The 23,878-nt window shown below is 41.2% G+C and carries 18 protein-coding genes; 15 read left to right on the top strand and 3 right to left on the bottom strand.

Going from position 1 to position 23,878, the window contains the following annotated elements; all coding sequences use genetic code 11:
- Window positions 1-7,134 (top strand): Ig-like domain-containing protein (locus tag GQR52_RS19375; protein WP_206017567.1); only part of this gene is annotated, 7,134 nt, incomplete at its 5' end.
- A gap of 147 nt (window positions 7,135-7,281) precedes the next feature.
- Here GQR52_RS19375 and GQR52_RS19380 read toward each other — a convergent pair.
- From GQR52_RS19380 to flgA, 3 genes are all read right to left on the bottom strand, one after another.
- Window positions 7,282-7,713: a flagellar protein FlgN gene (locus GQR52_RS19380; RefSeq protein ID WP_024589967.1), complete on the bottom strand. Its 432-nt coding sequence runs from the start codon at window positions 7,711-7,713 to the stop codon at window positions 7,282-7,284.
- On the bottom strand, window positions 7,706-8,026 hold the full coding sequence (flgM, locus tag GQR52_RS19385) for a flagellar biosynthesis anti-sigma factor FlgM (protein ID WP_007581856.1): 321 nt from the start codon (window positions 8,024-8,026) through the stop codon (window positions 7,706-7,708). Before flgM ends, GQR52_RS19380 begins: the two co-directional genes overlap by 8 nt.
- A gap of 76 nt (window positions 8,027-8,102) precedes the next feature.
- Window positions 8,103-8,810 carry a flagellar basal body P-ring formation chaperone FlgA gene (flgA, locus tag GQR52_RS19390; protein ID WP_165729499.1) on the bottom strand — a complete coding sequence of 236 codons (708 nt, stop codon included), beginning with the start codon at window positions 8,808-8,810 and terminating at the stop codon, window positions 8,103-8,105.
- A gap of 140 nt (window positions 8,811-8,950) precedes the next feature.
- Between flgA and GQR52_RS19395 the strand changes: the two genes are divergently transcribed.
- The 14 genes from GQR52_RS19395 to GQR52_RS19460 all read left to right on the top strand — a co-directional run bounded on the left by GQR52_RS19395 (window position 8,951) and on the right by GQR52_RS19460 (window position 23,621).
- Entirely contained in the window at window positions 8,951-9,883 is a 933-nt protein-coding gene (locus GQR52_RS19395; protein ID WP_007581858.1) for a chemotaxis protein CheV, read from the top strand.
- Between the two features lie 20 nt (window positions 9,884-9,903).
- Window positions 9,904-10,734 carry a protein-glutamate O-methyltransferase CheR gene (locus GQR52_RS19400; protein WP_007581859.1) on the top strand — a complete coding sequence of 277 codons (831 nt, stop codon included), beginning with the start codon at window positions 9,904-9,906 and terminating at the stop codon, window positions 10,732-10,734.
- 145 nt (window positions 10,735-10,879) lie between these two features.
- Window positions 10,880-11,287 carry a flagellar basal body rod protein FlgB gene (gene flgB, locus GQR52_RS19405; protein ID WP_002959431.1) on the top strand — a complete coding sequence of 136 codons (408 nt, stop codon included), beginning with the start codon at window positions 10,880-10,882 and terminating at the stop codon, window positions 11,285-11,287.
- A 5-nt stretch (window positions 11,288-11,292) separates the two neighbouring features.
- Window positions 11,293-11,724, top strand: a complete 432-nt coding sequence (flgC, locus tag GQR52_RS19410) for a flagellar basal body rod protein FlgC (RefSeq protein ID WP_007581860.1) — start codon at window positions 11,293-11,295, stop codon at window positions 11,722-11,724.
- A gap of 13 nt (window positions 11,725-11,737) precedes the next feature.
- The gene (locus GQR52_RS19415) at window positions 11,738-12,418 is read left to right on the top strand and encodes a flagellar hook assembly protein FlgD (RefSeq protein ID WP_007581861.1); all 681 of its coding nucleotides are present in this window, start codon (window positions 11,738-11,740) and stop codon (window positions 12,416-12,418) included.
- Window positions 12,419-12,477: 59 nt separating this feature from the next.
- Window positions 12,478-13,845: a flagellar hook protein FlgE gene (flgE, locus tag GQR52_RS19420; protein WP_024592770.1), complete on the top strand. Its 1,368-nt coding sequence runs from the start codon at window positions 12,478-12,480 to the stop codon at window positions 13,843-13,845.
- Window positions 13,846-14,002: 157 nt separating this feature from the next.
- Window positions 14,003-14,746, top strand: a complete 744-nt coding sequence (locus GQR52_RS19425) for a flagellar basal body rod protein FlgF (RefSeq protein WP_007581863.1) — start codon at window positions 14,003-14,005, stop codon at window positions 14,744-14,746.
- 21 nt (window positions 14,747-14,767) lie between these two features.
- Entirely contained in the window at window positions 14,768-15,556 is a 789-nt protein-coding gene (gene flgG, locus GQR52_RS19430; RefSeq protein WP_002959420.1) for a flagellar basal-body rod protein FlgG, read from the top strand.
- A gap of 16 nt (window positions 15,557-15,572) precedes the next feature.
- Window positions 15,573-16,256: a flagellar basal body L-ring protein FlgH gene (gene flgH / locus GQR52_RS19435; protein WP_010553251.1), complete on the top strand. Its 684-nt coding sequence runs from the start codon at window positions 15,573-15,575 to the stop codon at window positions 16,254-16,256.
- 11 nt (window positions 16,257-16,267) lie between these two features.
- The gene (locus tag GQR52_RS19440; RefSeq protein ID WP_165729500.1) at window positions 16,268-17,362 is read left to right on the top strand and encodes a flagellar basal body P-ring protein FlgI; all 1,095 of its coding nucleotides are present in this window, start codon (window positions 16,268-16,270) and stop codon (window positions 17,360-17,362) included.
- 172 nt (window positions 17,363-17,534) lie between these two features.
- Window positions 17,535-18,551, top strand: a complete 1,017-nt coding sequence (gene flgJ, locus GQR52_RS19445) for a flagellar assembly peptidoglycan hydrolase FlgJ (RefSeq protein ID WP_165729501.1) — start codon at window positions 17,535-17,537, stop codon at window positions 18,549-18,551.
- A 1-nt stretch (window position 18,552) separates the two neighbouring features.
- Window positions 18,553-20,556 carry a flagellar hook-associated protein FlgK gene (gene flgK, locus GQR52_RS19450; protein WP_165729502.1) on the top strand — a complete coding sequence of 668 codons (2,004 nt, stop codon included), beginning with the start codon at window positions 18,553-18,555 and terminating at the stop codon, window positions 20,554-20,556.
- 2 nt (window positions 20,557-20,558) lie between these two features.
- Complete coding sequence (gene flgL, locus GQR52_RS19455; protein ID WP_165729503.1) at window positions 20,559-21,812, top strand: flagellar hook-associated protein FlgL; 1,254 nt, start codon at window positions 20,559-20,561, stop codon at window positions 21,810-21,812.
- A gap of 285 nt (window positions 21,813-22,097) precedes the next feature.
- On the top strand, window positions 22,098-23,621 hold the full coding sequence (locus GQR52_RS19460; protein WP_165729504.1) for a flagellin: 1,524 nt from the start codon (window positions 22,098-22,100) through the stop codon (window positions 23,619-23,621).
- Window positions 23,622-23,878: the final 257 nt, after the last annotated feature.

Here is a 23,878-nt window from a genome sequence, read left to right on the forward strand (position 1 = left end):
ACCGATGATGCAGGCAACACCGGTGGCGCAGTTCAATCAGGCACTCTTGATACCTTAGCACCGACATTAACACTGGATACCGTGGGCGCTACGAACGACAGCACCCCAGCAATCAGCGGAAGCAGCAATGCTCCAGCGGGCACAGTGATAAACATCAGCGTAAGCGACGGCACCACAACCGAAACGTTCACCGCGACAGTACAAGCCGATGGCAGTTGGTCAGCAGATGTGCCGACAGCATTAGCTGATGGAGAGCTTACTATTGAAGCCAGCGTGAGCGATAACGCCGGAAACACCACCACATTAAGTGAAACCGCGACACTCAACACCATCGCGCCGAGCATTAACATTAATGCCTTGGTTGATACCAACGACACCACACCAACCATTAATGGTACAAGTGATGCAGCCGATGGCACCACTATCAGCTTAACGTTTGTAGACAGTGCAGGAGCTGAAACCACCACGACCATCACGGTCACCGGTGGCCTATGGAGCGTTGCAGCGCCTGTTGAGTTAGCTGAAGGCGAATACACGGTCACCGCAGAAGTAGATGATGGACTAGGTAATATCGGCAGCGCCACCGAAACAGGCGAGATTGACTTAACCGCACCAAGCCTTCTTATTGCAGATAATGGTGTTAGCAATGACACGACACCGACTATCTCGGGTACAAGCGATGCGCCACAAGGCAGTGAAGTCACTATTATTGTGACAGACAGTGCCGGTGCAGCGCAAACAATGAGCGCCACCGTGCTTGCTAATGGTACGTGGTCAATTCCTGTACCGGTAGCACTTGCAGAAGGCGCATACAGCATTAGCGCGAATGTTGAAGATGTGGCAGCCAACGACACCACTGCCACAGGCACTGGTGAAATAGATACCATTGCACCGACACTTGTGCTTACCAGTCCAGGCTCAAGTAGCGACATCACCCCGACACTCAGCGGCACAAGCGATGCGGTTGAAGGCACGGTTATTAACTTCACCGTAGTGGACGATCAAGGCAATACACAAACGTTCACCACCACTGTGGATGCTGATGGCAACTTCTCAGTTGAAGTACCGACTGCACTGGCTGAAGGGCCGTACACGATCACCGCCAACATCAGCGATGTGGCAGGTAACAGCACCAATATTACCGGCAACGGCACCATTGATACCACAGCACCAAGTGTGAGTGTAGATGCGCCATTATTAACAAACGACAGCACACCGACGGTTACTGGCACCAGTGATGCGCCTAACAGCACCATCACGGTTACGTTTACCGATGCAGCGAATGCAGTGCAAACTATTGATGTACAAACCGATGCAAGTGGTAACTGGAGTGTAACGCCAAGCGGCGATTTAGCGGAAGGTAATTACAGCGTCAGCGCCAGTATCACCGATGCCGCAGGCAATACAGGCACGGGTACAGACACTGGCGAAGTCGATATAACCGCTCCGGATCTTGAAATTATTCCATCGTTTTTATTAGGTAATTTAGTTTCTCTTTCGGGGGATTCTGATCTACCAGGGGGTTCTGTAATCACTATTACAGAGTACCTAGTTGGGGGATTAGTTGGTGCAACTTATACAGCAACGACAAATCCTGATGGTACGTGGGGGCTTGCAAACATAACAGTACCTTTACTAAACCTTGCCTATGTGACTGCCAGTGCAACGGATGCAGCTGGTAATGTCAGAACAATCAATACACTTGATTTTGATAACGTAGCACCAGAATTAACCGTTAGTGTCGATGCTTTATCTAATGACAGTACGCCAGTAATTAGCGGCACCACCGATATGGGGCAAGGCACTGTAATTAATATAACCGTGACTGATAGTGAAGGAGAAAGCCAAGCGTTTACTGCGACAGTTCAAGCCGGTGGCGACTGGTCTGTTGCTGTACCTGCAGAGCTAGCGCAAGGTCAATATACCGTTGTTGCAGAGGTTAGAGACAGTGTTGGTAACTTAACAACGCAGCAGGCTCAAGGTGAAATAGACAGTGTTGATCCTACATTAATTGTGAACGAAGTTAACGCGACAATAGATACAACACCTACAATTTCAGGCACAAGTAATGAGATAGGTGCAGATGTAAGCATTATTATTGGTGGTCAAACACTAACAGCAACTGTGGGTACTGATGGCAATTGGCAAGTAGATGTCCCCGTAGCACTTGTTGATGGTGATTATACGGCGCAAGTAAGTATTACCGATGACGCTAATAATATCAGCAGCACGACTATTGATTTAACAATTGATACCCAAGTACCTGTTATTGTACTTAATGATATAACTGTATTTAACACTAATACACCAATTGTAAGTGGTACTTCAACTGAACCACAGAATACGGTGGTCGATATAGTCATTACAGATAGCAACGGTGATATACATACTTTAACCGCAATAGTTGATGCTAGCGGCGATTGGCAAGTTACAGCGCCAAGCTTGCCAGATGGCAATTATGATGTAGAGGTAAGTATTACCGATGATGCTGGTAATACAGGCTCTGATACAGGTTCGAGTTTTGTTGATACTCAAGCACCAAGTATTACTATAAATGCATTAGGTACAATTAATAACAGCACGCCAACTATTTCAGGCACATCCAATGAACCTGAAAACACGAGTATTACAGTAACTGTGACCGATGGAGATAGTACCGAGACTTACACAACTGTTGTTGGTGCAGGAGGTGCTTGGACTGTAGATATTACAGATGTACTGACTGATGGTGAAGTTACAGTTTCTGCAAGTGTTACTGATGCCGCAGGGAATGAATCAGTTGCAAATAGTACCGCAACTTTAAATACCAATGCGCCTACAATTAATATTAATACAATTGTTGATACGAACGATCAAACACCAGCAATATCAGGCACAAGTAGTGCAATAGATAACTCGGTGATCACAGTCGTTATAACTGACGTTAATAACGTTTCACATACTGTAACTACGACGGTAGTAGGCGGGATTTGGAGTGTTGATGCGACAACTATTCTTCCTGAAGGTGAATTTACTGTTTCGGCAAGTGTAACTGAAGGAAGCTTAACGAGTAATACAACAGGTAGCGGTGTTATCGATTTAACCGCGCCAACGCTTAGTATTACGCCGCTTGTAACTTTAAATGATACAACGCCTACAATTTCAGGCACAACAACCGCACCGCAAGGCGCATTAGTTATTATTTTAATTACTGATAGCTTAGGTGCAGAGCAAACGGTTAATGCTACGGTTGGTGCAAATGGCACATGGTCAGTCGCTGCAAGTACAGAGTTGAGCGAGGGCACTTACACGGTTTTAGCTTCAACAACAGATACTGCCGGTAATCCTGTAAACACAAGTATTACAGGGGAAGTTGACATAACAGCGCCAGTTGTGACCATTAACGATATTGCTGGAAGTACCGATCTAACTCCAAGTATTTCAGGGAATGTGACAGGTGCCATGGTAGGTGATGCAGTTGCTGTGGCATTTACCGATGCACTAGGGAATAAGCATACTGTAAATACAACAGTTCAAACTGGTGGTGTATGGTCTGTAGAGGCAACTAGCTCTCTATCACAAGGAGATTATTCAGTTGAAGTCTCTGTTACTGATAGCGCTGGTAATACCGGGGACGCAACAAATACAGCAACCATTGATACAATTGCTCCTGAGATTAGTATTAATCAAAGTTCATTAATACTGACTCAAGATAGCACTCCATTAATTACAGGCACATCTAACGAAGCAAATACAAACGTTATAGTTACCTTTACTGATTCTGCTGGAGTTTCTCATCAAATGACCGTTCAAACCGATGGCAATGGAGACTGGCAAGCGGCTGCTAATAATATTTTAGCTGACGGTGTTTACAGTGTTAGTGCAACTATTAGCGATGCTGCGGGCAATACTTCGGTCGACAATAAAACCGGTGGTGAGGTTGATACCGTGGGACCAGAGCTAACAATTGTGCCTTCGTTCCTATTAGGTCAGTTGGTTTCTTTATCTGGTACATCTGATTTGGGCGAAGGTAAAACCGTTACGGTTACTCTAGAGCTTGCAGGTGATTTACTCGATTTAACATACGATGTAACCACAGATGCAAATGGTGATTGGGAGCTATTAGGCCTAGCCGTTAATGTTATTGGCTTATCAGTTATTGAAGCCTCTGCAACCGATGATGCGGGTAACACCACCACTATTACGACTGCTGATGTAGATGCTTCAACCCCAGTACTAAATGCGGTAGTTGACTTTGCTACTGGTGAGGGCGATTTACCAATAATTAGTGGTACGACCGACCAAGCATCAGGCACTGAAGTGCTAGTTAAAGTGGTAGATAGCGAAAATGTAGTACAAGAGCTTACGGCTATAGTGCAAGCCGATAATACGTGGGCTGTGCAGGTTCCTCAATCATTAGCTGAGGGGGCATTTAGCGTAACAGTTGACGTGTTAAGTGAGGTCGGTATTACTACCACGCAACTACTTACCGCAGTGGTGGATACAATATCGCCAACACTTGGCTTACAGGTTATTGGCACAACATCAGACTCCACGCCAATAATCCAAGGTACCAGTGATTTAATTAATGGTGTTGTTGAAATACAACTAGATGGCGGTTCAGTTTTAACCACCACGGTTAATGCAGCTGGGTTATTTTCACTCGAGGTAGATGCACTAACTGAAGGGCAGCATGTTGCGAATGTGAGTATTACTGATGATGCAGGTAATGTAGTTACCGATACGCTTGAATTCGTCGTTGATACGCTAGTACCAGTGGTTGGAATTTTACCACTGAGCATTAGCAATACAGATATATTAGAGCTTTCAGGTACATCACCAGAAGCTGAAGGCACAAATATTGATGTAACTGTTATTGGTAGTAATGGTGAAAAAACGGTATTTAATACTTTAATTGATGCCAATGGCAAGTGGTCTTTAGTAACTACTAGCTTATCAGATGGTGTATATACTGTTTCTGCAAGTATAACTGACGCCGCAGGTAATACAGGGCAGTCGGCCATTGAGCAAGTAACCATAGATACTATAGCGCCAGCGCTAGGAATTGATGCGTTTGGTGTACTTAATACGCTAACACCTACTATTGAAGGGACAAGCGATGAAGAGGTAGGAAGTTTAATTACCGTAAATATTACTGACTCTACAGATACATTATATGTAGTTACCACTTCGGTATTAGGAGACGGAACATGGCTTATTGTTACTCCTTTACTTGCTGAAGGTGACTTAACAATTGAGGCAATAAGTACAGATGATGCTGGGAATATAGCAACAGTTACGCAAACGGGCACTATTAGTACAACCTTACCAGGTTTGTTAATTAATCAAATTGTAGATACAAGCGATACAACGCCAACAATTACAGGTACCACAGATATATTAGCAGGTGACGTACAGGTAGTTATTACCGATAGTAGCGGTACAGCAACGACATATAACACCCAAGCTATTGCAGGTGTATGGACTCTAATACCTACAACACCATTAGCTGAAGGTGCCTTTACTGTAAGTGCTACAGTTGAAAACTTAGGGCTTACAAGTTCTACAAGCCTAGGTGGCATTATTGATTTAACACCACCAACAGTTGAAGTTAACCAGTTACCTGTTACTAATAACCCGTTACCAACAATTACAGGTACAAGTGATGCACCAGCAGGTACAAATGTGAGTGTTGTTATTACCGATGCTAATAATGATTCACAAACTATTACCGCTCAAGTTTCAGGAAGTGGCACATGGTCAGTAACAGCTACCACCGCGCTTAGTGAAGGTAGCTTTAGTGCAACAGCATCAATAAGCGATACAGCGGGTAATTCTGCTAGCGATACTATGGTGTCAAGCACAGACTACACAGCGCCAACTGTAGTCATAGATCCAATATTGGTAGGGCAAGATACAACGCCTACTGTTACGGGGTCAGTTACTGGAAGCTTTGCAGGTGCAGCGGTTATAGTTATGTTTACTGATTCAGCTGGTGCCACTCACAATGTTCAAACAACAGTTGGAGCTGATGGGACGTGGAGTGTGACATCAGCAGAAGTACTTCCTGAGGGCAACTACAGCGTTGATGTAAGCATTGTTGATGGTGCAAGTAATACTGGTACGCAATCATCAAGTAGCGCAATTGACTCAGGTATTACAATTGATTCAGGATTGGTACTAACTACAGAACAAAACCCAGTTATAACAGGTACAGCCGCTCCAGGTGAGTCAGTAACGGTGATCTTTAGTGGCGCTACAGAGGCAACTGAAACAGTATTTGCTGATGCATCTGGTGAGTGGAGCGTAACAGCTAATACTACCTTAGCTGATGGGGCTTATACAGTAACAGCTGTAGCGACCGATAGTTCTGGAAACGCAACATCAAGCGGTAGTTTATCTGGATTGGTTATTGATAATACACCGATCAACTTTACAGTAGAACCTGAGTACTTACTTAATTTATTGGGTATAGGGATATTGGTTGGTTACGAAGGTACATCTGATGGCGGTGAGGGAAGTAAGGTCTATATTTTCGACTCATTAGTTTTAGGCATTGATTTAGCATTAACTTCAGCGCCATATGCAGTTGTAGATGCTCAAGGTAATTGGGACTCTACTAATTTAGATCTGAATCTTTTAGGTTTACTGGGTACAGGTCTTGAAAACACGCATTTCTATACTGTGGACGAAGCTGGTAATTATCAAGTTAAAAATGGAAATGATGTATTTATAGAGTCAGGCAATATTTACGATAATGGAGCAAGCGCTGCTTCTGGCGATACAATCCCTGCATCATTTAGCGAAGAGTCGGCTCTAGGCGATACAATTCCTAATGAAGTTTCAAGCAGCAACGTATTAAGCACTGAAACAATTGACTTAGGTAACTTGAGTGGTCTGTCAACACCTGAGCAAACGGTCCAAATGAGTTCGGCGGAACCGCTTAATATTGATGACGTTATTATTAGCGAAGATGCAGAGCAGCTTATAGCGCTAAATACACTGGTTGAGGACGAAGGCTCTGCAATTGCTTATACTCCAGCTCAAAGTGGGGGAAGCATTGATGCAGCAGCACCTGCGGTTGATGTGCAAAATCAATCGGAAGAGATGATTAAACACTTAATTGAAAGTAGTAATAATCAAACGGATATTTAATATTAATAGAGCCCTCTTAATTATTTATTAAGGGGGCTTACATTATTAAGCAAATGGATATTATTTATAACGAAATTTAAGAACAAAGGACATTAAAAAAGCCTTATTGATATATCAATAAGGCTTTTTTAATGTAAAATTTTGGGCTTACGCTTTTAAATTACGAACCAATTTACTCTCGGTATTTACAGATTTACCGGCTTGATCGTAGGTCATTGACGTTGGTGCGCCAATTAATATCTCTTTTAATTGTTTAACACTAAGTTGCGCTTGGCGGGCAGCATGAGCATTAACATTATTTTGTTTTTGGCATTGCGCAAGTTGAGTTTTAACTTGGCTTATTAGCTCAGATATTTCAGGATTTTGTGTATCGTTACTGGCAATAAGCTTACTTAGCTCTTTATCAAGAGTGCTTAGCTTAGTTAAAAAAGACATTTTTTGTTGGGTAATTTCTTTTAAACCAGCACCACGTCGTGAAGCAATAGCAGTAAGCTCGTCGTTTAATAGCGTATGCAAAGAATCTAAACAACTTACTTGTTGGTTTAGTTTTACGCTAATTAAACTATTATGATCAGCCATACACATTAAACTCAAAATCAGCTAAGTTTTTAGCAAGCTTTTCACTGTCCACTTGATATTTACCTTCGGTTATTGCTTTTTTAAGCTCAGCAACTTTATCGCTGTCAAATCCAGACGATTGCTGTGCTTTATCTTGAAGCGTTTTTAATTGCTGCGCTTGCGGCGTTAAGCTTACAGAGTCACTTGCTGCTTTAGGCGAAGGAGTCTGCGTCGCTTGTGTATTTGCGTTATCTTTTTTTAAATCAACTTGTTGTTGCTTTGCATTTGTTAACGCATTAGCTTGTTGATTACTGCCATTAACTTGATTAACCATAATAATAAACCCGTATATTACCCAACTTATGCCATGTTATCGGCATATACGTAGGATACTTTAGTATAAATCTAAATTAAATATTCACCTGAACAGACTCTACACCATCTACTCGCGCATTTAAAACTTTACCTGATTTTTTGTTTTTTATTTGTATTTGTTCGCCCAAAGTACCGTCTTCTAAAGCAATACCTGTGGTTTTAATTCTAAGGCCTCTAAGGTTAGCGTAAATATTAACAGAGTCACCTTTACACACCATACAAATTTGGTTTAGTAATACTGGCATACCACTTCTAATATTTCGTTTACTTCTGCTGCCTATTAGCATTGTGGGGTCATCTAAGTACTGTATTCGTACAAAGTGAGTTGGTTTCATTTCAATACTTAAATGCGATTTAGTTATTACTTCACCGCGGGATAAATTAGCGGTGGCAACAACAACTGGGGCCATTTCAACAACTCTTACATGAACGTATTGAGCCCACGTTTGCGCATCATTGCACTTAGCTTGTAAGGTTACTTGGCGGTTAAATGGTGGCTCATCGGATGTTGATAATTCAAGCTCAGTATTACAGACACGATCAGGAATGCGACTATCTAAAGGCAGTGCACTTAATTGAGTATTAGTATTTTGCAATGTACCAATCTGCTTAGCTATATAAGCAACGGCCATGTCTTGTAATAAATCTTTACTAAACACTTTAGCTTGCAAAGGGAATACAAAGCACAAGCTAGTAACAAAATAAAAAACACTGTATCTTCTGATTTTTTTTAACAAACTCATAATGTTTCGACTATGCTTATGGTTTCAAACAGGGTATAAATATTTTGCGTCAAAAAGTAGACGCACCCGCGATGTTATGTAGCTTTATAAATAGAAAGCAATTATCGTTCCGTATTATTTGTTTTCTTTAGGAGATTTGAATGGCAGGCATTTTAGACTCAGTAAACCAACGCACACAGTTGGTTGGGCAGAACCGCCTAGAATTACTTTTATTTAAGCTCAGAGGGCGTCAGCGTTTTGGTATTAATGTATTTAAAGTGAGAGAAGTGCTGCAATGCCCTCCACTAACAAGCATGCCAAAATCTAATCCGTATATTCGTGGTGTTGCACATATTCGTGGTCAAACTATTTCAGTAATTGATTTATCAATGGCTGTAGGTGGGCGCCCAATCGACAACATTAAAGACAGCTTTATAATCATTGCTGAATACAATCGCTCTGTGCAAGGGTTTTTAGTGGGCGGAGTTGAACGTATTGTAAATATGAATTGGGAAAAAATAATGCCACCACCATCAGGCGCCGGACGTTATTCATATTTAACAGCAGTGACCGAAATCGAAAATGAATTAGTCGAAATTCTCGATGTAGAAAAAATTCTCAACGAAATTTGCCCAGTAAACACAGAAGTAAGTGCTGAAGTTGCACAAAGCGGCGATATTCAAAAAGATTTAGGCGAACGTATCGTATTTATTGCAGACGACTCTGCTGTTGCGCGTAATCAAGTTAAACGTGCCCTAGAGCCGTTAGGCGTGCAAACAGAGCTTGCCAAAAATGGTAAAGAAGCACTTATAAGATTAAAAGAAATAGCAGAGCTTGATTGTAAAAACGATATTACTGAGCGAGTAGCGTTACTTATCTCAGACGTTGAAATGCCAGAAATGGACGGTTATACCTTAACAGCTGAAATAAAAGCAGATCCCAAACTTGCACCTTTGCATGTTATTTTGCATACCTCTTTGAGTGGTGTTTTTAACCAGGCTATGATTGAAAAAGTCGGGGCAGATGACTTTATTGCTAAATTTAACCCAGACGAATTAGCAACAGCGGTTAAAAAGTGGGTTCATTGTGATTAACAAAAATAGGTGCTACTAACTTGAATAATAAAGATTTGCAGCAAAGTGAATACGACCAGTTTCGTTCGTTTTTAGAGCAGCAATGCGGCATTGTTTTAGGTGAAAACAAACAGTATTTAGTTAAAAGCCGACTTGCTCCGTTAATGACTCGATTTAATGTGGGATCTTTATCGGAGTTGGTTAGTAAAACTCTCGGGCCTCACGAGCGGCAATTAAGAGCCGCAGTGGTTGATGCAATGACCACAAACGAAACGTTGTGGTTTAGAGATCAATACCCGTTTGAGTTGCTCCAAAATAAGCTTTTTCCTGAGTTTAAAGACTTAAGAAGGCCTTTAAAAATTTGGTCTGCTGCCAGCTCATCAGGACAAGAACCCTATTCAATAGCTATGTCAGTAGCTGAATTTAATACTAAGCAACCTGGTGTGCTTCGTATGGGTGCACAAATTATTGGTACCGACATATCTAATACCATGCTTGATATGTGTAAAAATGCAGAATATGACGCGCTTGCACTTGCCAGAGGGTTATCTGCAGAGCGTCGTAAAAAGTTTTTTAAAGACAGCGGCAATGGTATGGCACAAGTAAACGATACAATAAAAAAACAAGTTAGTTTTAGGCACCTGAATTTGCTTGATTCTTACGCGTTAATGGGCAAGTTTGATATTATTTTTTGCCGTAATGTACTTATTTACTTTGCGCCTGAAATAAAAGCTAAAATTATTAATCAGTTTGCACAAGCATTAAACCCAAAAGGGTACTTATTTTTAGGAGCGTCAGAGTCCCTAACTGGTCTAAGTACTGAATTTGATATGGTTAGATGCAACCCCGGTATCATTTACCAAAAGAAATAACTAAGTTAATTCATTTCCCTAAAACGACGCACCAAGCGTCGTTTTTCTATTTAGATACATAGTCTTATAAAAATATAACACTTCCTAATATTAATGGCTTATTTTTTGCTTTATTCATGGGTAAGTCAATTTTTTGGAGAAGGTTATGGCTATCAGTTTTGATAAAGCATTAGGTGTGCATCCGCAAGCCATGTTGATCCGTTCACAGCGAGCTGAATTAATTGCAACTAATATAGCTAACGCTGATACGCCTGGCTATAAAGCAAAAGATATTGATTTTGCCTCTGCATTAAAAGCGGCAAGGTCAACCCAGCAAAGCGGCAATACTATGGTAAGAACTAATGATAAACACATTGGTGGAGGTACTCATAGTATGGGCAGTTCAGAATCATTTCGTTTGCCAAATCAATCAGATACAGGTGATGGTAACTCGGTTGATATACAAGTGGAACGAAACTTGTATACACAGAATGCTATGGAGTATCAGGCCAGCTTGCAATTTTTAAGCGGCAAATTTAAAGGCCTGAATAAAGCTCTCGGTAGTCAAGGATAAAAATTATGAGTTTATATAATGTTTTCGATATTGCAGGTTCGGGTATGAGCGCACAAAACGTTCGCTTAAATACTACAGCTAGTAATATTTCTAATGCTAATACCATTAGTTCATCTCAAGACAAAACGTACCGAGCGCGCCAACCTGTATTTGCGGCTGAGCTAACAAAGGCTTCAGCATCAGTAAGTAACCAACAGGGCTCCGCAGTTGGTGTGAAAGTTTTGGGCATTGTTGAAAGTAATGCACCATTACAAATTGAATATAACCCAAACCATCCAAGTGCGGATGAAAATGGCTATATCTATAAACCCAACGTCAATGTTGTAGAGGAGATGGCAAATATGATTTCTGCCTCTCGTTCTTACCAAACAAACGTGCAAGTTGCTGATGCAGCAAAGCAAATGCTAAGTAAAACACTGTTGCTAGGGCAGCGGTAACCGAGGGTAGGTTATGAGTAACGATATTAGTACATCTTCATCCTATTTAGACTCTATACGCTGGCAAGAATCGCAAGTAGCGACCAGTGACAATGAGAGTGATGCGTTAACACAAGAAGACTTTTTCTCTTTGTTAACTCAGCAATTATCGTTTCAAGATCCCAGTAACCCTGCGGATAACGATCAAATGATTGCGCAAATGACTAGTTTCACAATGGCGCAAGGCATTAGCGATTTAAATTCAAATTTTGATAGCTTAGCGTCTTCTATGACATCAAATTCAGCATTGCAAGCATCAACACTTGTTGGCAAGCAAGCTTTACTTGAGTCAAACACCCTGGATTTAAATGAAACGGGTGATGCCAGAGGCTCTGCAGTGGCAGAAGAAGCCGTTGATAACTTAAAAATTAAAGTGACAGATGCATCAGGTCAGCTAGTGAGAACTATTGATATGGGTTCTCAATCAGCAGGTGCAGTACGTTTTGCGTGGGATGGCAAAAATGAAGCCGGTGAGCGTTTACCTGAAGGTGAATACTCAGTAACCGCCGAAGGAAGTACTGACGGCGAATTTTCAAGCTTGCCCATTGCTACATTCAAGAACATTGAAAGCGTTAATATTAATGGCTCAAGTGGCATTATTATTAACACTAAAGAAGGTGCGGTTAGGCTGACAGATGTAGCAGAAATCGCGTAATAAATTTTAGTATTTTTCGCCTGCTAGCAGGCCACAGACTAACAGGTTAGAGGTGAATTATGAGCTTCAATATTGCATTAACCGGCCTTGCTGCCGCGCAAAAAGATTTAGACGTAACGGCAAATAATATTGCAAACGTTAATACCACAGGTTTTAAAGAGTCACGCGCTGAGTTTGCCGATGTTTACGCTTCATCAGTATTTAGCTCTGGTAAGACTAAAAATGGTGACGGTGTGCAAACAACCATGGTTGCGCAGCAGTTTCATCAAGGCTCACTGCAATTTACAAATAACTCACTTGATTTAGCAATCACTGGTGAAGGTTATTTTGCGATGACCGACGATTTATCTTCGCAAGATTTAACATATACACGTGCAGGTGCATTTAAGCTTAACCAAGATAACTTTATGGTTGACGCAAAAGGTAACTTTTTACAAGCATTCCCAGTTGATTCATCTACAGGTGATACAACGTCGGTAAGTTTGAGCACAACTGATCCAATTCAAATCCCTGATTCGTCTGGTTCACCTCGCGCAACAGAAAATGTATTTTTGTCGTTTAACTTAGATGCAACGGCGGATCCAACAGGTCTAGATTTTGACCCTGCTTCTAGTGGTACTTATAACTCATCTACGTCAACAACGGTATATGATTCACTAGGTGAACCACATATTTTACAATACTTTTTTGCTAAAGAAGATGATGCCGCAGCAGGTGGTACAGATAACAGTTGGGAAGTATACGCAACACTCGATGGCAAAGTAGTTGATGGCACAACTGGTGGAGAACAAACCGCGCCTTATACACCACTTACCACCCTTGGTTTTAACTCAAGTGGTTTACCATCAACAACAGGTGGTGTGGCAAATACAAATACAACTACTTTTGATGAAATACTACTACCAGCGGGTTCTGGTGCTGGTTTATCAACATTACTAGACAATGGTGCAACTTTCCCAGGTACTGGTATTGAGCTTAACTGGCGCGATGAAAATAACACGGCAGGACGTATCCCAACTCAGTATTCAAGTGGTTTTGAAGTAAAAGCACTCGATCAAGATGGCTCAACGGTTGGTCGTTTAGCCGGAATTGATATAGGAACAGACGGTAAAATTGTCGCTTCTTACAGTAATGGTGACTCAACATTCCTAGGCCAAGTGGCTATGGTACGTTTTCCAAATTCACAAGGGTTATCACAAGTGGGTGATACAAGCTGGAAGCAAAGTATTGATTCAGGTGAACCTGTAGCGGGTGAAGCTGGTTCGGGTACGTTTGGTGGAATTAACTCATCAGCACTTGAGCAATCAAATACTAACCTTACTAATGAGCTTGTAGACTTAATTACTGCACAGCGTAATTACCAAGCAAACTCACGTGCGCTTGAAGTTAACTCAACTATTCAGCAAAGTATTTTGCAGATTCGATAAGCTAAACCCTATTAAATATATGAGGCTGCATTTTTGCAGCCTTTTTTATAAGTCCTCTTTGCAAGCCCTTCTAAATACCTCTCAATGTTGCGTCAAATTTAATCTGGCATCTATTTTGCATTTGTAAGTTCAGAGATTTTTTATGTGAGTCGATACTATGGACAAAATGGTCTACATTGCGGCCTCTGGCGCTAAGCAAAGCCTACAAGGGCTTGCTTTAAAAGCCAATAATTTGGCAAATGCAAATACAACGGGTTTTAAAGCTGACTTTGCGCAGGCGCGTTCTATGCAAGCGTTTGGCGAAGGTTTGCCTACACGTGTATTTTCAATGCAAGAGCGTCCGGGTTCAAACATGGTATCGGGTGGCATTGTTCAAACCGGGCGAGACTTAGATATCGCAATGAGCGATAACGCATGGCTTGCTGTGCAAGATGCCTCCGGTAATGAAGCTTACACCAAAGTGGGTACGTTAAACGTTACAGCTCAAGGCATGCTCGTAACCAGCCACGGTCGTCAAGTTATTGGCGAAGGGGGACCTGTTATTTTACCCGTCCCAGTCGAAAAAATAGGGTTTAGCCAAGATGGCGCTATTCAAGTTCGACCACAAGGCGCCCCCGCTAACTTTTTAGAAGAAATAGACACGCTTAGAGTGGTAGAAGCAAATAGCTCACAGCTCGAAAAAGGTAACGATGGTTTATTTAGACCAAAAGCAAATGTAACAGTAGATACCTCTGCCAATGTAAAAGTTTTAAGTGGTTCGCTTGAAATGTCGAATGTGAACCCAGTTCACGAAATGGTCGACATGATAAGCCACCAGCGCCAATTTGAATTACAAGTGAAATTAATGAAAACAGCTGAAGAAATTGACGAGCGTCAAGATCAGCTGTTACGCATTGTTTAACTTTAAAGTGAGGACACGATTATGAATCCAGCATTGTGGATCAGTAAAACGGGGCTAGACGCCCAACAAACCGATATATCGGTTATTTCAAATAACTTAGCGAATGCGAGTACCGTAGGTTACAAAAAAAGTCGCGCTATATTTGAAGATTTACTTTATCAAAATATTAATCAGCCGGGCGGTCGTTCATCGCAAGATACCGAAATGCCATCGGGCCTAATGTTAGGTGCGGGTGCAAAAGTTGTAGCTAACCAAAAAGAGTTTACGCAAGGCAACATGTTGACCACCGAAAACTCACTAGATTGGATGATTTCTGGCGAAGGTTTTTTTGAAGTACTGCAACCAGATGGCAATATTGCTTACTCGCGCAACGGCCAGTTTACTACCGATGGCGATGGACGAATTGTTACATCGGGCGCAGGTTATGTGATTCAGCCAGAAATGAATGTACCAGATGACGCGCAATCAATTACGGTTTCGCAAGACGGCGAAGTATCTGTACGTGTTGCAGGCCAAGCCGATAACGTGGTCATTGGTCAGCTGACTATTAGTGATTTTATTAATCCGTCGGGTCTTGAGCCAATCGGTCAAAATCTTTATACCGAAACAGCTGTAAGTGGTGCGCCGGTACAAGGTAACCCTGGTGTTGAAGGGTTAGGTAGCATTATTCAAGGCTCACTCGAAACTTCAAACGTAAATGTAACTGAAGAGCTCGTAAATCTAATAGAAACTCAGCGTATTTACGAAATGAACTCAAAAGTAATTTCGGCCGTTGACGAAATGATGAGTTATATCAATCAACAGCTTTAATAGAGTAGGGGGAATTATGCGTAATATTATTTTATTTACAGCGGGCACGTTATTTTTAAGTGGCTGTATGTCTACGCAAAATAGTGAAGTAGTGCAGGACGACCCTTACTACGCACCTATGTACCCCGAGCCTATTTTAGAGCCGCTGGTAGCCACAGGTTCATTGTTTAATACTCATACATCAAACGACTTATATTCTGATAAAAAAGCGCTACGTACTGGCGATATAATTACGGTTAAATTGCAAGAGTCTACTCAAGCAACAAAAGCCGCTAAAACAGAAACAGACAAAGAAACCGACGCAAGCTTAGACCCAGTGATTGGCTTAGGTGGTCTACCTGTAAATATAGGTGGCGATAGTATTCAGTTTGGTATTGGTAGCGATTCGTCGTTTACGGGCGATTCAAAATCAAACCAGTCAAACAGCTTAGTGGGTGATATTTCGGTTAATGTAATGCGCGTTTTACCTAATGGTAACTTAGTTATACGCGGCGAAAAATGGCTAACGCTTAATACCGGTGAAGAGTTTATTCGTTTAGAAGGGCTAGTACGCCCTCAAGACGTAAGCGCCGATAATACGGTTGAATCAAATCGTATTGCTAATGCACGTATTCAATACTCAGGTAAAGGGCAAACGCAAGAAGCGCAAAGTCCTGGTTGGCTTACACGTTTCTTTAGCAGTTCGCTGTTTCCATTTTAGAGGGTAACAACATGAATAGCCTTAAAGCTTTATGTTTAGTTGCGTTATTGGGTTGGCAGTTTACTGCCAGTGCTGAGCGCATAAAAGATGTGTCTATGGTTGAGGGCGTGCGCTCTAACCAATTAGTTGGTTATGGCTTAGTGGTTGGTTTACCGGGCACTGGTGAGCAAAACTCATATACACAACAAAGTTTTAGAGGCATGTTGAACAGCTTTGGTATTACGCTGCCTTCAACTCAAAGTCCTAAAATTAAAAATGTTGCCGCTGTTGCTGTGCATGCAGAATTACCCGCATTTAGAAAGCCCGGGCAAACAATAGATATTACGGTTTCTTCTATTGGTAGTGCAGGCAGTTTACGTGGCGGTACTTTACTACAAACTTTTTTAAAGGGTGTAGACGGTAACGTGTATGCAATTGCACAAGGAAGCTTAATTGTTGGTGGCTTAGGCGCACAAGGCCTTGATGGTAGTAAGGTTGTAATTAACACCCCTACAGTTGGTCGTATACCAAATGGCGCAACAGTTGAACGCACTGTAGAAAGCCCATTTATGCAAGGCGATTACATTACCTTCAACCTAAACCGTCCAGACTTTACAACGGCAAAACGCCTAGAAAAAACAATTAATGACTTAGTTGGCCCAAATAGCGCACAAGCAATTGATTCTGTTTCTATCCGTGTTATTGCACCACGCGATGCATCCCAGCGTGTATCGTACTTATCGACACTCGAAAACTTAGAATTTAAACCAGCTGACATGGCCGCTAAAATTATAGTTAACTCGCGCACCGGTACAATTGTTATTGGCAAAAACGTTAAGCTTCAGCCTGCGGCTATAACTCACGGTGGCTTAACAGTAACAATTGCAGAGCAACAAAATGTGTCACAACCAAACCCGCTAGCAAACGGTGATACAGTTGTCACACAGCAAAGTATTATTGATGTAAACCAAGACGACTCGCGCGCCTTTGTATTTAATCCAGGTGTAAGCCTTGACGATTTAGTTCGCGCAATTAACGAAGTAGGCGCAGCGCCTGGTGACTTAATGGCTATTTTAGAAGCACTAAAAGAAGCCGGCGCAATTAACGGACAGTTAGTTGTTATATAAATAACCCAAGCCAATAAATAACGTATTACTTAAGCCCTATATTTTTGAAATTAGATATAGGGCTTTTTATTTACAGCAACTCAAGTTTATTATTTTTATCTTCCTCGTTTTATCGGTAGTGGCTCAATTTTTGCATTTTTAATTACATTATTCATTTTGTGTCAAAAAGCCGATGGAAACTAACCACCTCGATAAGCAAAACTTTTTTGATTTAGGCAACTTAGATTCACTTCGTAAAGAAGCCTTAACCAGTGGCGATGCATCAACTGATGCCTCTAAAGCTGCGCTTAAAAAAGCGGCCGCACAATTTGAAGCTATTTTTACGCAAATGCTGCTCAAAGGAATGCGCAAAGCCAACGAAGCATTTGAAGACAAAGACAGTCCATTTAATTCAAGTGGCGTAAAGTTTTTTGAAGAAATGCACGATCAGCAACTTTCTACAGAGCTTTCATCAAATGGCTCTTTAGGCCTTGCCGATTTAATTGTTCAGCAGTTATCGCCTGAGTCTAAAAACTTTATGCCAGGCTCTGTACTTAGAACAACCAACGATATTTTTAGCGATATGCAAGTTGGATCCGCTCTTCCTCATGAGCAAAAAAATAATCAACCCGATCTTATCGTTAAGAGCACTAAAGCCGATATTGCTGAGCCTAAGGTTAATACTGCAGAGTCTAAAGCCGATAGCCCAACATTTAAAAATGCAGAAGAGTTTGTAAGTTCAGTGTGGGAACACGCTAAAACTGCAGCGCAAAAAATTGGTTTAAACCCTGCGGTAATGGTTGCACAAGCGGCACTTGAAACCGGTTGGGGTAAGCACATTATTAATAAAAGTGACGGTGGCAGCTCAAATAACCTATTTAATATTAAGTCAGATAAAAGCTGGGAAGGTGACAAAGCAAGTAAAGTAACGCTTGAGTTTGAACAAGGCACACCCGTTAAAAAACAAGCCAGCTTTAGAGCCTACGATTCAATTAAAGATAGCGTGAACGACTTCGTTGATTTTTTAACGCAAAACCCACGCTACAAAGAAGCATTACAAAATACAGCAAAACCAAATGACTTTTTAGATTCATTACAAAAAGCAGGTTATGCAACCGATCCAAATTATGCCAGCAAAATAAAAAAAGTGCTCAATAGCAGTCAGCTAAAAGACATTGCGGCAAACGTGATCCGCCAAGGAGTAGAGTAACATGTCGTTTAATTTATTAAACATTGCCAGTTCTGGGGTTAGAGCAAGCTCGGAGCTACTGCAAACGACAAGTAAAAATATCGCCAATGTAAATACCGTAGGCTATGTGCGTGAGCGTACAGAGTTTACCACTATGGTTGATAACCAAGTGGGGCGAGGCGAAACATACCGATTACTAAACGAGTTTGCTCAGTCACAGCTAAATCGTGACACCTCTAATAAATCGTTTTTCGATCAGTTTATTACTGAGGCAAATAGAGTTGATACTATTTTTTCTGAAGAGTCGAACAACCTTTCGACCGGAATTAACTCTTTATTTAATAACGTGCAAGAAGCGCTTAATCAGCCGTCATCTACCGTTGCCCGCTCATTAGTAATGACAGATGCGCAAAGCTTAATTGATCAAATGGATAGGCTTTCGGGCATCGTGCTTGATCAAAAAAGTGTAGTGAACGAGCAGCTCGAAATATTTTCAGATGAAGCAAACTCACTAATTCAAAGTATTAGCACGCTAAATCAAAATATTGCAGCAGTTAATGGCACTAATAACGCCGCAGATGCGAGCTCTACCTATAACGAACGCGATAAAGCAATACGCGACTTATCAGAGCTAATAGACATAGAAACGCTTGATGGTCCAAATGGCGAAAAACTCGTTTTTATGGGCACAGGCGAAGCGGTTGTTATGCAAAATGGCGCATTTAACTTATTTTCGATGACAGGCGACCCCGATCCTAATTTTAAAGAATTCACGCTGGACGTTAATGGTGGCAAAGCAGTGCCGCTTGAAGTTGATGTAAGTAAGCTTAAAGGAAAAATTGGCGGCTTACTTGCTTTTAGAGATGACATATTAGTCCCTGCGCAAAACCAAATTGGTCAAATGGGCTTAGCGATAGCTGATGCATTTAACGAACAAAACAAATTGGGTATGGATGCAACAGGTCAGCTAGGGGGTAATATTTTTAATATTCCTACCGTTGGCGCTTATGCGTATCAAGCTAACACAGGTACTGCCGGTATGACTGCAACGGTAGAGCCAGGTAAGGGCAGTGAACTTCCTGCCAGTGACTTTATTATTACTTATACAGCTAATGCTAATGAAGTAAGTATTCAGCCTATAGATAACAAAGGCGATCCGTTAGGGCAGCCTTCACTTGCTGATATATCGACAGGTGTTATTGATTCATCGACTATTACTACCGGAGAATCATTTGGCCTTCAAGTAAATGTGTCTGGGGCAGGTGTTGAGGGTGATCAGTTTCAAATAAAGCTTAATTCAGATGCTGCTTCAAGCATTACACTTGCAACAGGGCGCGCAGAAGATTTAGCACTAGCATCGCCTATTCGTACTGCTAATGATTTAAATAATATAGGTACCGCTACTATTTCAGCGGGAGAAGTAACAAGTGTTACCTCCGGTGGATTTACTTCAACACCAAGCTTAACAAACGGTGAAATAACGCTTGTTAAAACAGGTAATGCTAATGAATATCAAATTACTGATAATAGCGGAACGAGTACTTTTACTATTACGCCTCCTGCAAAAGGAATGTTATCGCAAGCGGGTGCTCCATTTGATACCTACGGATTCGATTTTGATATAGAAGGTACGCCAGCAACAGGCGACACCTTTACACTTGAGTTTAACGAAGGCGGCTTTGATGATAACCGTAATGGTTTAAAATTAGCTGATTTACAAAATGGCGAGTTAGTCCGTTTAAACGTAGAAACAACAGCAACGGCCGACAACCATAAAACGTTCAACCAAGCTTATTCAGGATTAGTGAGTGATATAGGTGTTATAACTGGCCAAGCAATCACAAGTGGGGCTGCATTTGACGCTCTAGCACAGCAATCTGAGGCATGGTACGAGTCGTTATCTGGAGTAAACCTAGATGAAGAGGCCGCAAATTTACTGCGTTTTCAGCAATCATACTCAGCATCAGCACAAGTTTTAGCAGCAGCTCAAGAAATTTTTGACACCTTATTAAATGCGGCGAGGTAATTATGCGTTTATCAAATAATTTAATGTACCAAAACAACATAAATAAAATACTCGACAACCAACAAGGTGTTGCAAATGCTCAAGAGCGAGTAACAACAGGTGAAAAGTATTTAACCACCTCAGAAGCGCCAGCTGCTATTTCGCAAGGAATGCTATATTCAAATAAAATACAAACAAACGAGCAATACACTAAAAATATTAACCAGCTAAATGGCCGCCTCGAAACAGAGGAAACCATATTGCAAAGTATAAATACCAATATTCAACAAGCGCAAGAACTCACTATTCAAGCTGGTAATGGTGCGTACACTAAAGACGATTTAAAATCGATTGCATCAGAACTTAGCGGCATTCAACAAACGTTAGCTAACTTAATGAACACCCGATCAGAAGACGGTAAATTTATATTTTCAGGATACCAAGACAGTACGCAGCCATATCAGTTTGATTCTGCAGCGGGTGAGTACACCTATAATGGCGACCAAGGCCAGCACCAAATAACTATAGCTGAAGGTGTATCGATTAAAGCGAGTGATAACGGTTTTGATACGTTTGAAAAAACTAACGCGCGATTAAATGTAGAATCTAACACGGCAAGTGTTTCAGGCTCTATTACAGCGGCAAGTGTATATGTTGACGGCCAAGCTGAGTTTGATAAATTTCATCAAGCAAATTACAACGCAGACCCAACAGCTTCAGCAACAGCAAATACTTATAGTGTATTAGTAAGCCCAGGTGCTACAGCAACTGACCCACAAACTTACGAAATATACCGAGACGGCGCAGCACTAACCCCCGCAGTAACGGGTGAGGTTACAGATGAGCCAATCGATTTTGCAGGTATGAAGATTGAATTTGAAGGTTCAGCACCTGGCCAGCTTGATTTTAGCCTTGAAAAGCCAGGCAAAGAAAACGTACTCAATACATTACAATCACTTATTACAGGTTTAAATGATGGCACACTTGAAGGTGATGATTTTCAAGAAGTGTTAGCCGATGGCTTGGTTCAATTACAAAATGCCAGTGAGCAAGTTGTGTTTACTCAAGCAAGTTTAGGTGGGCGTATGAACGCAGTTGATAGCGTTAGCGACTCTAATCTTGCGCAAGATATTCAAAACAAAAGTAATCTTTCTGATTTAGTCGAAGTAGACATGGCTGAAGCTATTAGCGAACTAACCAAACAAGAAACGGCACTGCAAGCATCGCAAGCAACTTTTGGCCGTTTAACTAACCTCTCGTTATTCGATTATTTATAAGCAAGTTATAAGCAGATTATAAGCAGAAATACCTTGCCGCTTTACCTACTTTAAAGCGGCAATAACTATCTACAAAATTGCGGCAAAAAAATGTCACTCCCACCGAAACAACTTCACTCTTTATTTACAATTTAACAAGCTGTATATTTGTCATTAAAAACAACAACTTAAAAATAAATTAAAGTTGGCACAGTAAATGCTTTTCTTATTATAAGAAATTATCGAACAGTGGTTCCTGTTAAATCGTGTTGAACCACACTCTGTTTAAACCTAGGAGATGGTAAAATGGCATTAACAGTAAATACTAATGTGTCGTCACTAAACGCACAACGTAACTTAACTAAATCTGGCGAAGGCTTAGCTACTTCAATGGAGCGTTTATCGTCAGGTATGCGTATTAATAGCGCAAAAGATGATGCCGCTGGCCTACAAATTTCAAACCGCTTAACATCGCAAATTAATGGCCTAGCAGTTGCTCAACGAAATGCTAATGATGGTATTTCAATGGCGCAAACAGCTGAAGGTGCAATGAGTGAATCAACAAGTATTTTACAAAGAATGCGTGAACTTGCACTTCAATCAGCAAATGGTTCAAATTCGACAGAAGATCGTGAGGCATTACAAAAAGAAGTATCTGCACTTCAGGTCGAGTTAACACGTATTGCCGACACAACTTCATTTGGTGGGCAACAATTATTAGACGGCAGCTACGGTAGTAAAACATTCCAAGTTGGTGCTAATGCAAATGAAACGATTAACGTATCGCTTTCAAGTGTAGCCGCTGAAAAAATTGGCTCAAACCAAGTTAACCTTCAAGCTTTATCAACAAGTACAGTAGGTGGGTATGGCGGCGCAACACCGGCTAATGCTGCTGTAGCGATTAACAATGGCGTTGCTGCAGGTACTTATGTCATTGAAGGCACAGGTGGTGATGCTTCAACAGTCAATATTACTGCAGGGGCAAGTGCAAAAGAAGCTGCGTCTGCAATTAATCAATATACATCAAACACTGGTGTTACTGCTCAAGCAAGAACAACAGCCGGTGTTACAATTGCTACATCTTCTGCAGATGAAACTGTTAGCTTTACGTTAAATGGTGAAAAAGTAGCATTTAGTAGTACAGGTAACTCATCTACCGATCAGCAAGCAATGGCTGAGGCTATTAATTCAGCTACAGATGAACATGGTGTAACGGCAACAATTGAAAATGGTGTGTTTACACTGAACAATGACCAAGGCGAAGATATTGAAATAGTAAATTATCAGAGTGCCAATGCAGTCGGTACTGTTACGTCAGGATCTATTGTTGTTACAGGTCAAAGTTACGATGGTACGAATGGTACAGCTGCTACGCTTGTAAGTGGTGCTGCTACTGCTGACTCTACAACGGTGGCTGGTGGTATCCAATTAAACTCATCAAAAACATTTAATGTTAAAGCCGATAATACCTCACTGGCTACTAGTAATACGGCAACAGTAACAAGTACATTAGAAGATGCTGCTGATATCGATGTTACCACTCAAATGGGCTCGCAAGATGCGTTATCTGTGATTGATAATGCAATTGCTAATATTGACTCACAGCGTGCAGGCTTAGGTGCGGTACAAAATCGCTTTAGCCACACGATTAGTAATTTAGCAAATATTTCTGAAAACGTATCTGCTTCTCGTAGCCGCATTCAAGATACTGACTTTGCAACTGAGACAGCGCAAATGACTAAAAATCAGATCTTGCAACAGGCGGGTACGTCAATCTTATCGCAAGCAAATCAAGTACCACAAGCCGCGCTTAGTTTGCTAGGCGGTTAATTAAACTAATAACAATTTATTTTGTTGTATTAGAAAAGCGTAATTTATTGCGCTTTTTTTTTACTATTTTATTTTTTATTAAACCATTTAAATCATGCGTTTAACTTGCTTTTATACAATTTATTAAATAAAAGCTAAAGGTATTTTACTTCCTGCCGTTAACTTAACCAGTAAGGGGCTTGTACATAAATTTGTTACGGCTCTTGGTTAAATCAAAACAGTACTTTTACGAAAGTAATCAGGAGTTTTATTATGAT

Origin of the sequence: Pseudoalteromonas sp. 31A1, from assembly GCF_011378815.1 — a bacterium.
GTDB lineage: Bacteria > Pseudomonadota > Gammaproteobacteria > Enterobacterales > Alteromonadaceae > Pseudoalteromonas > Pseudoalteromonas arctica.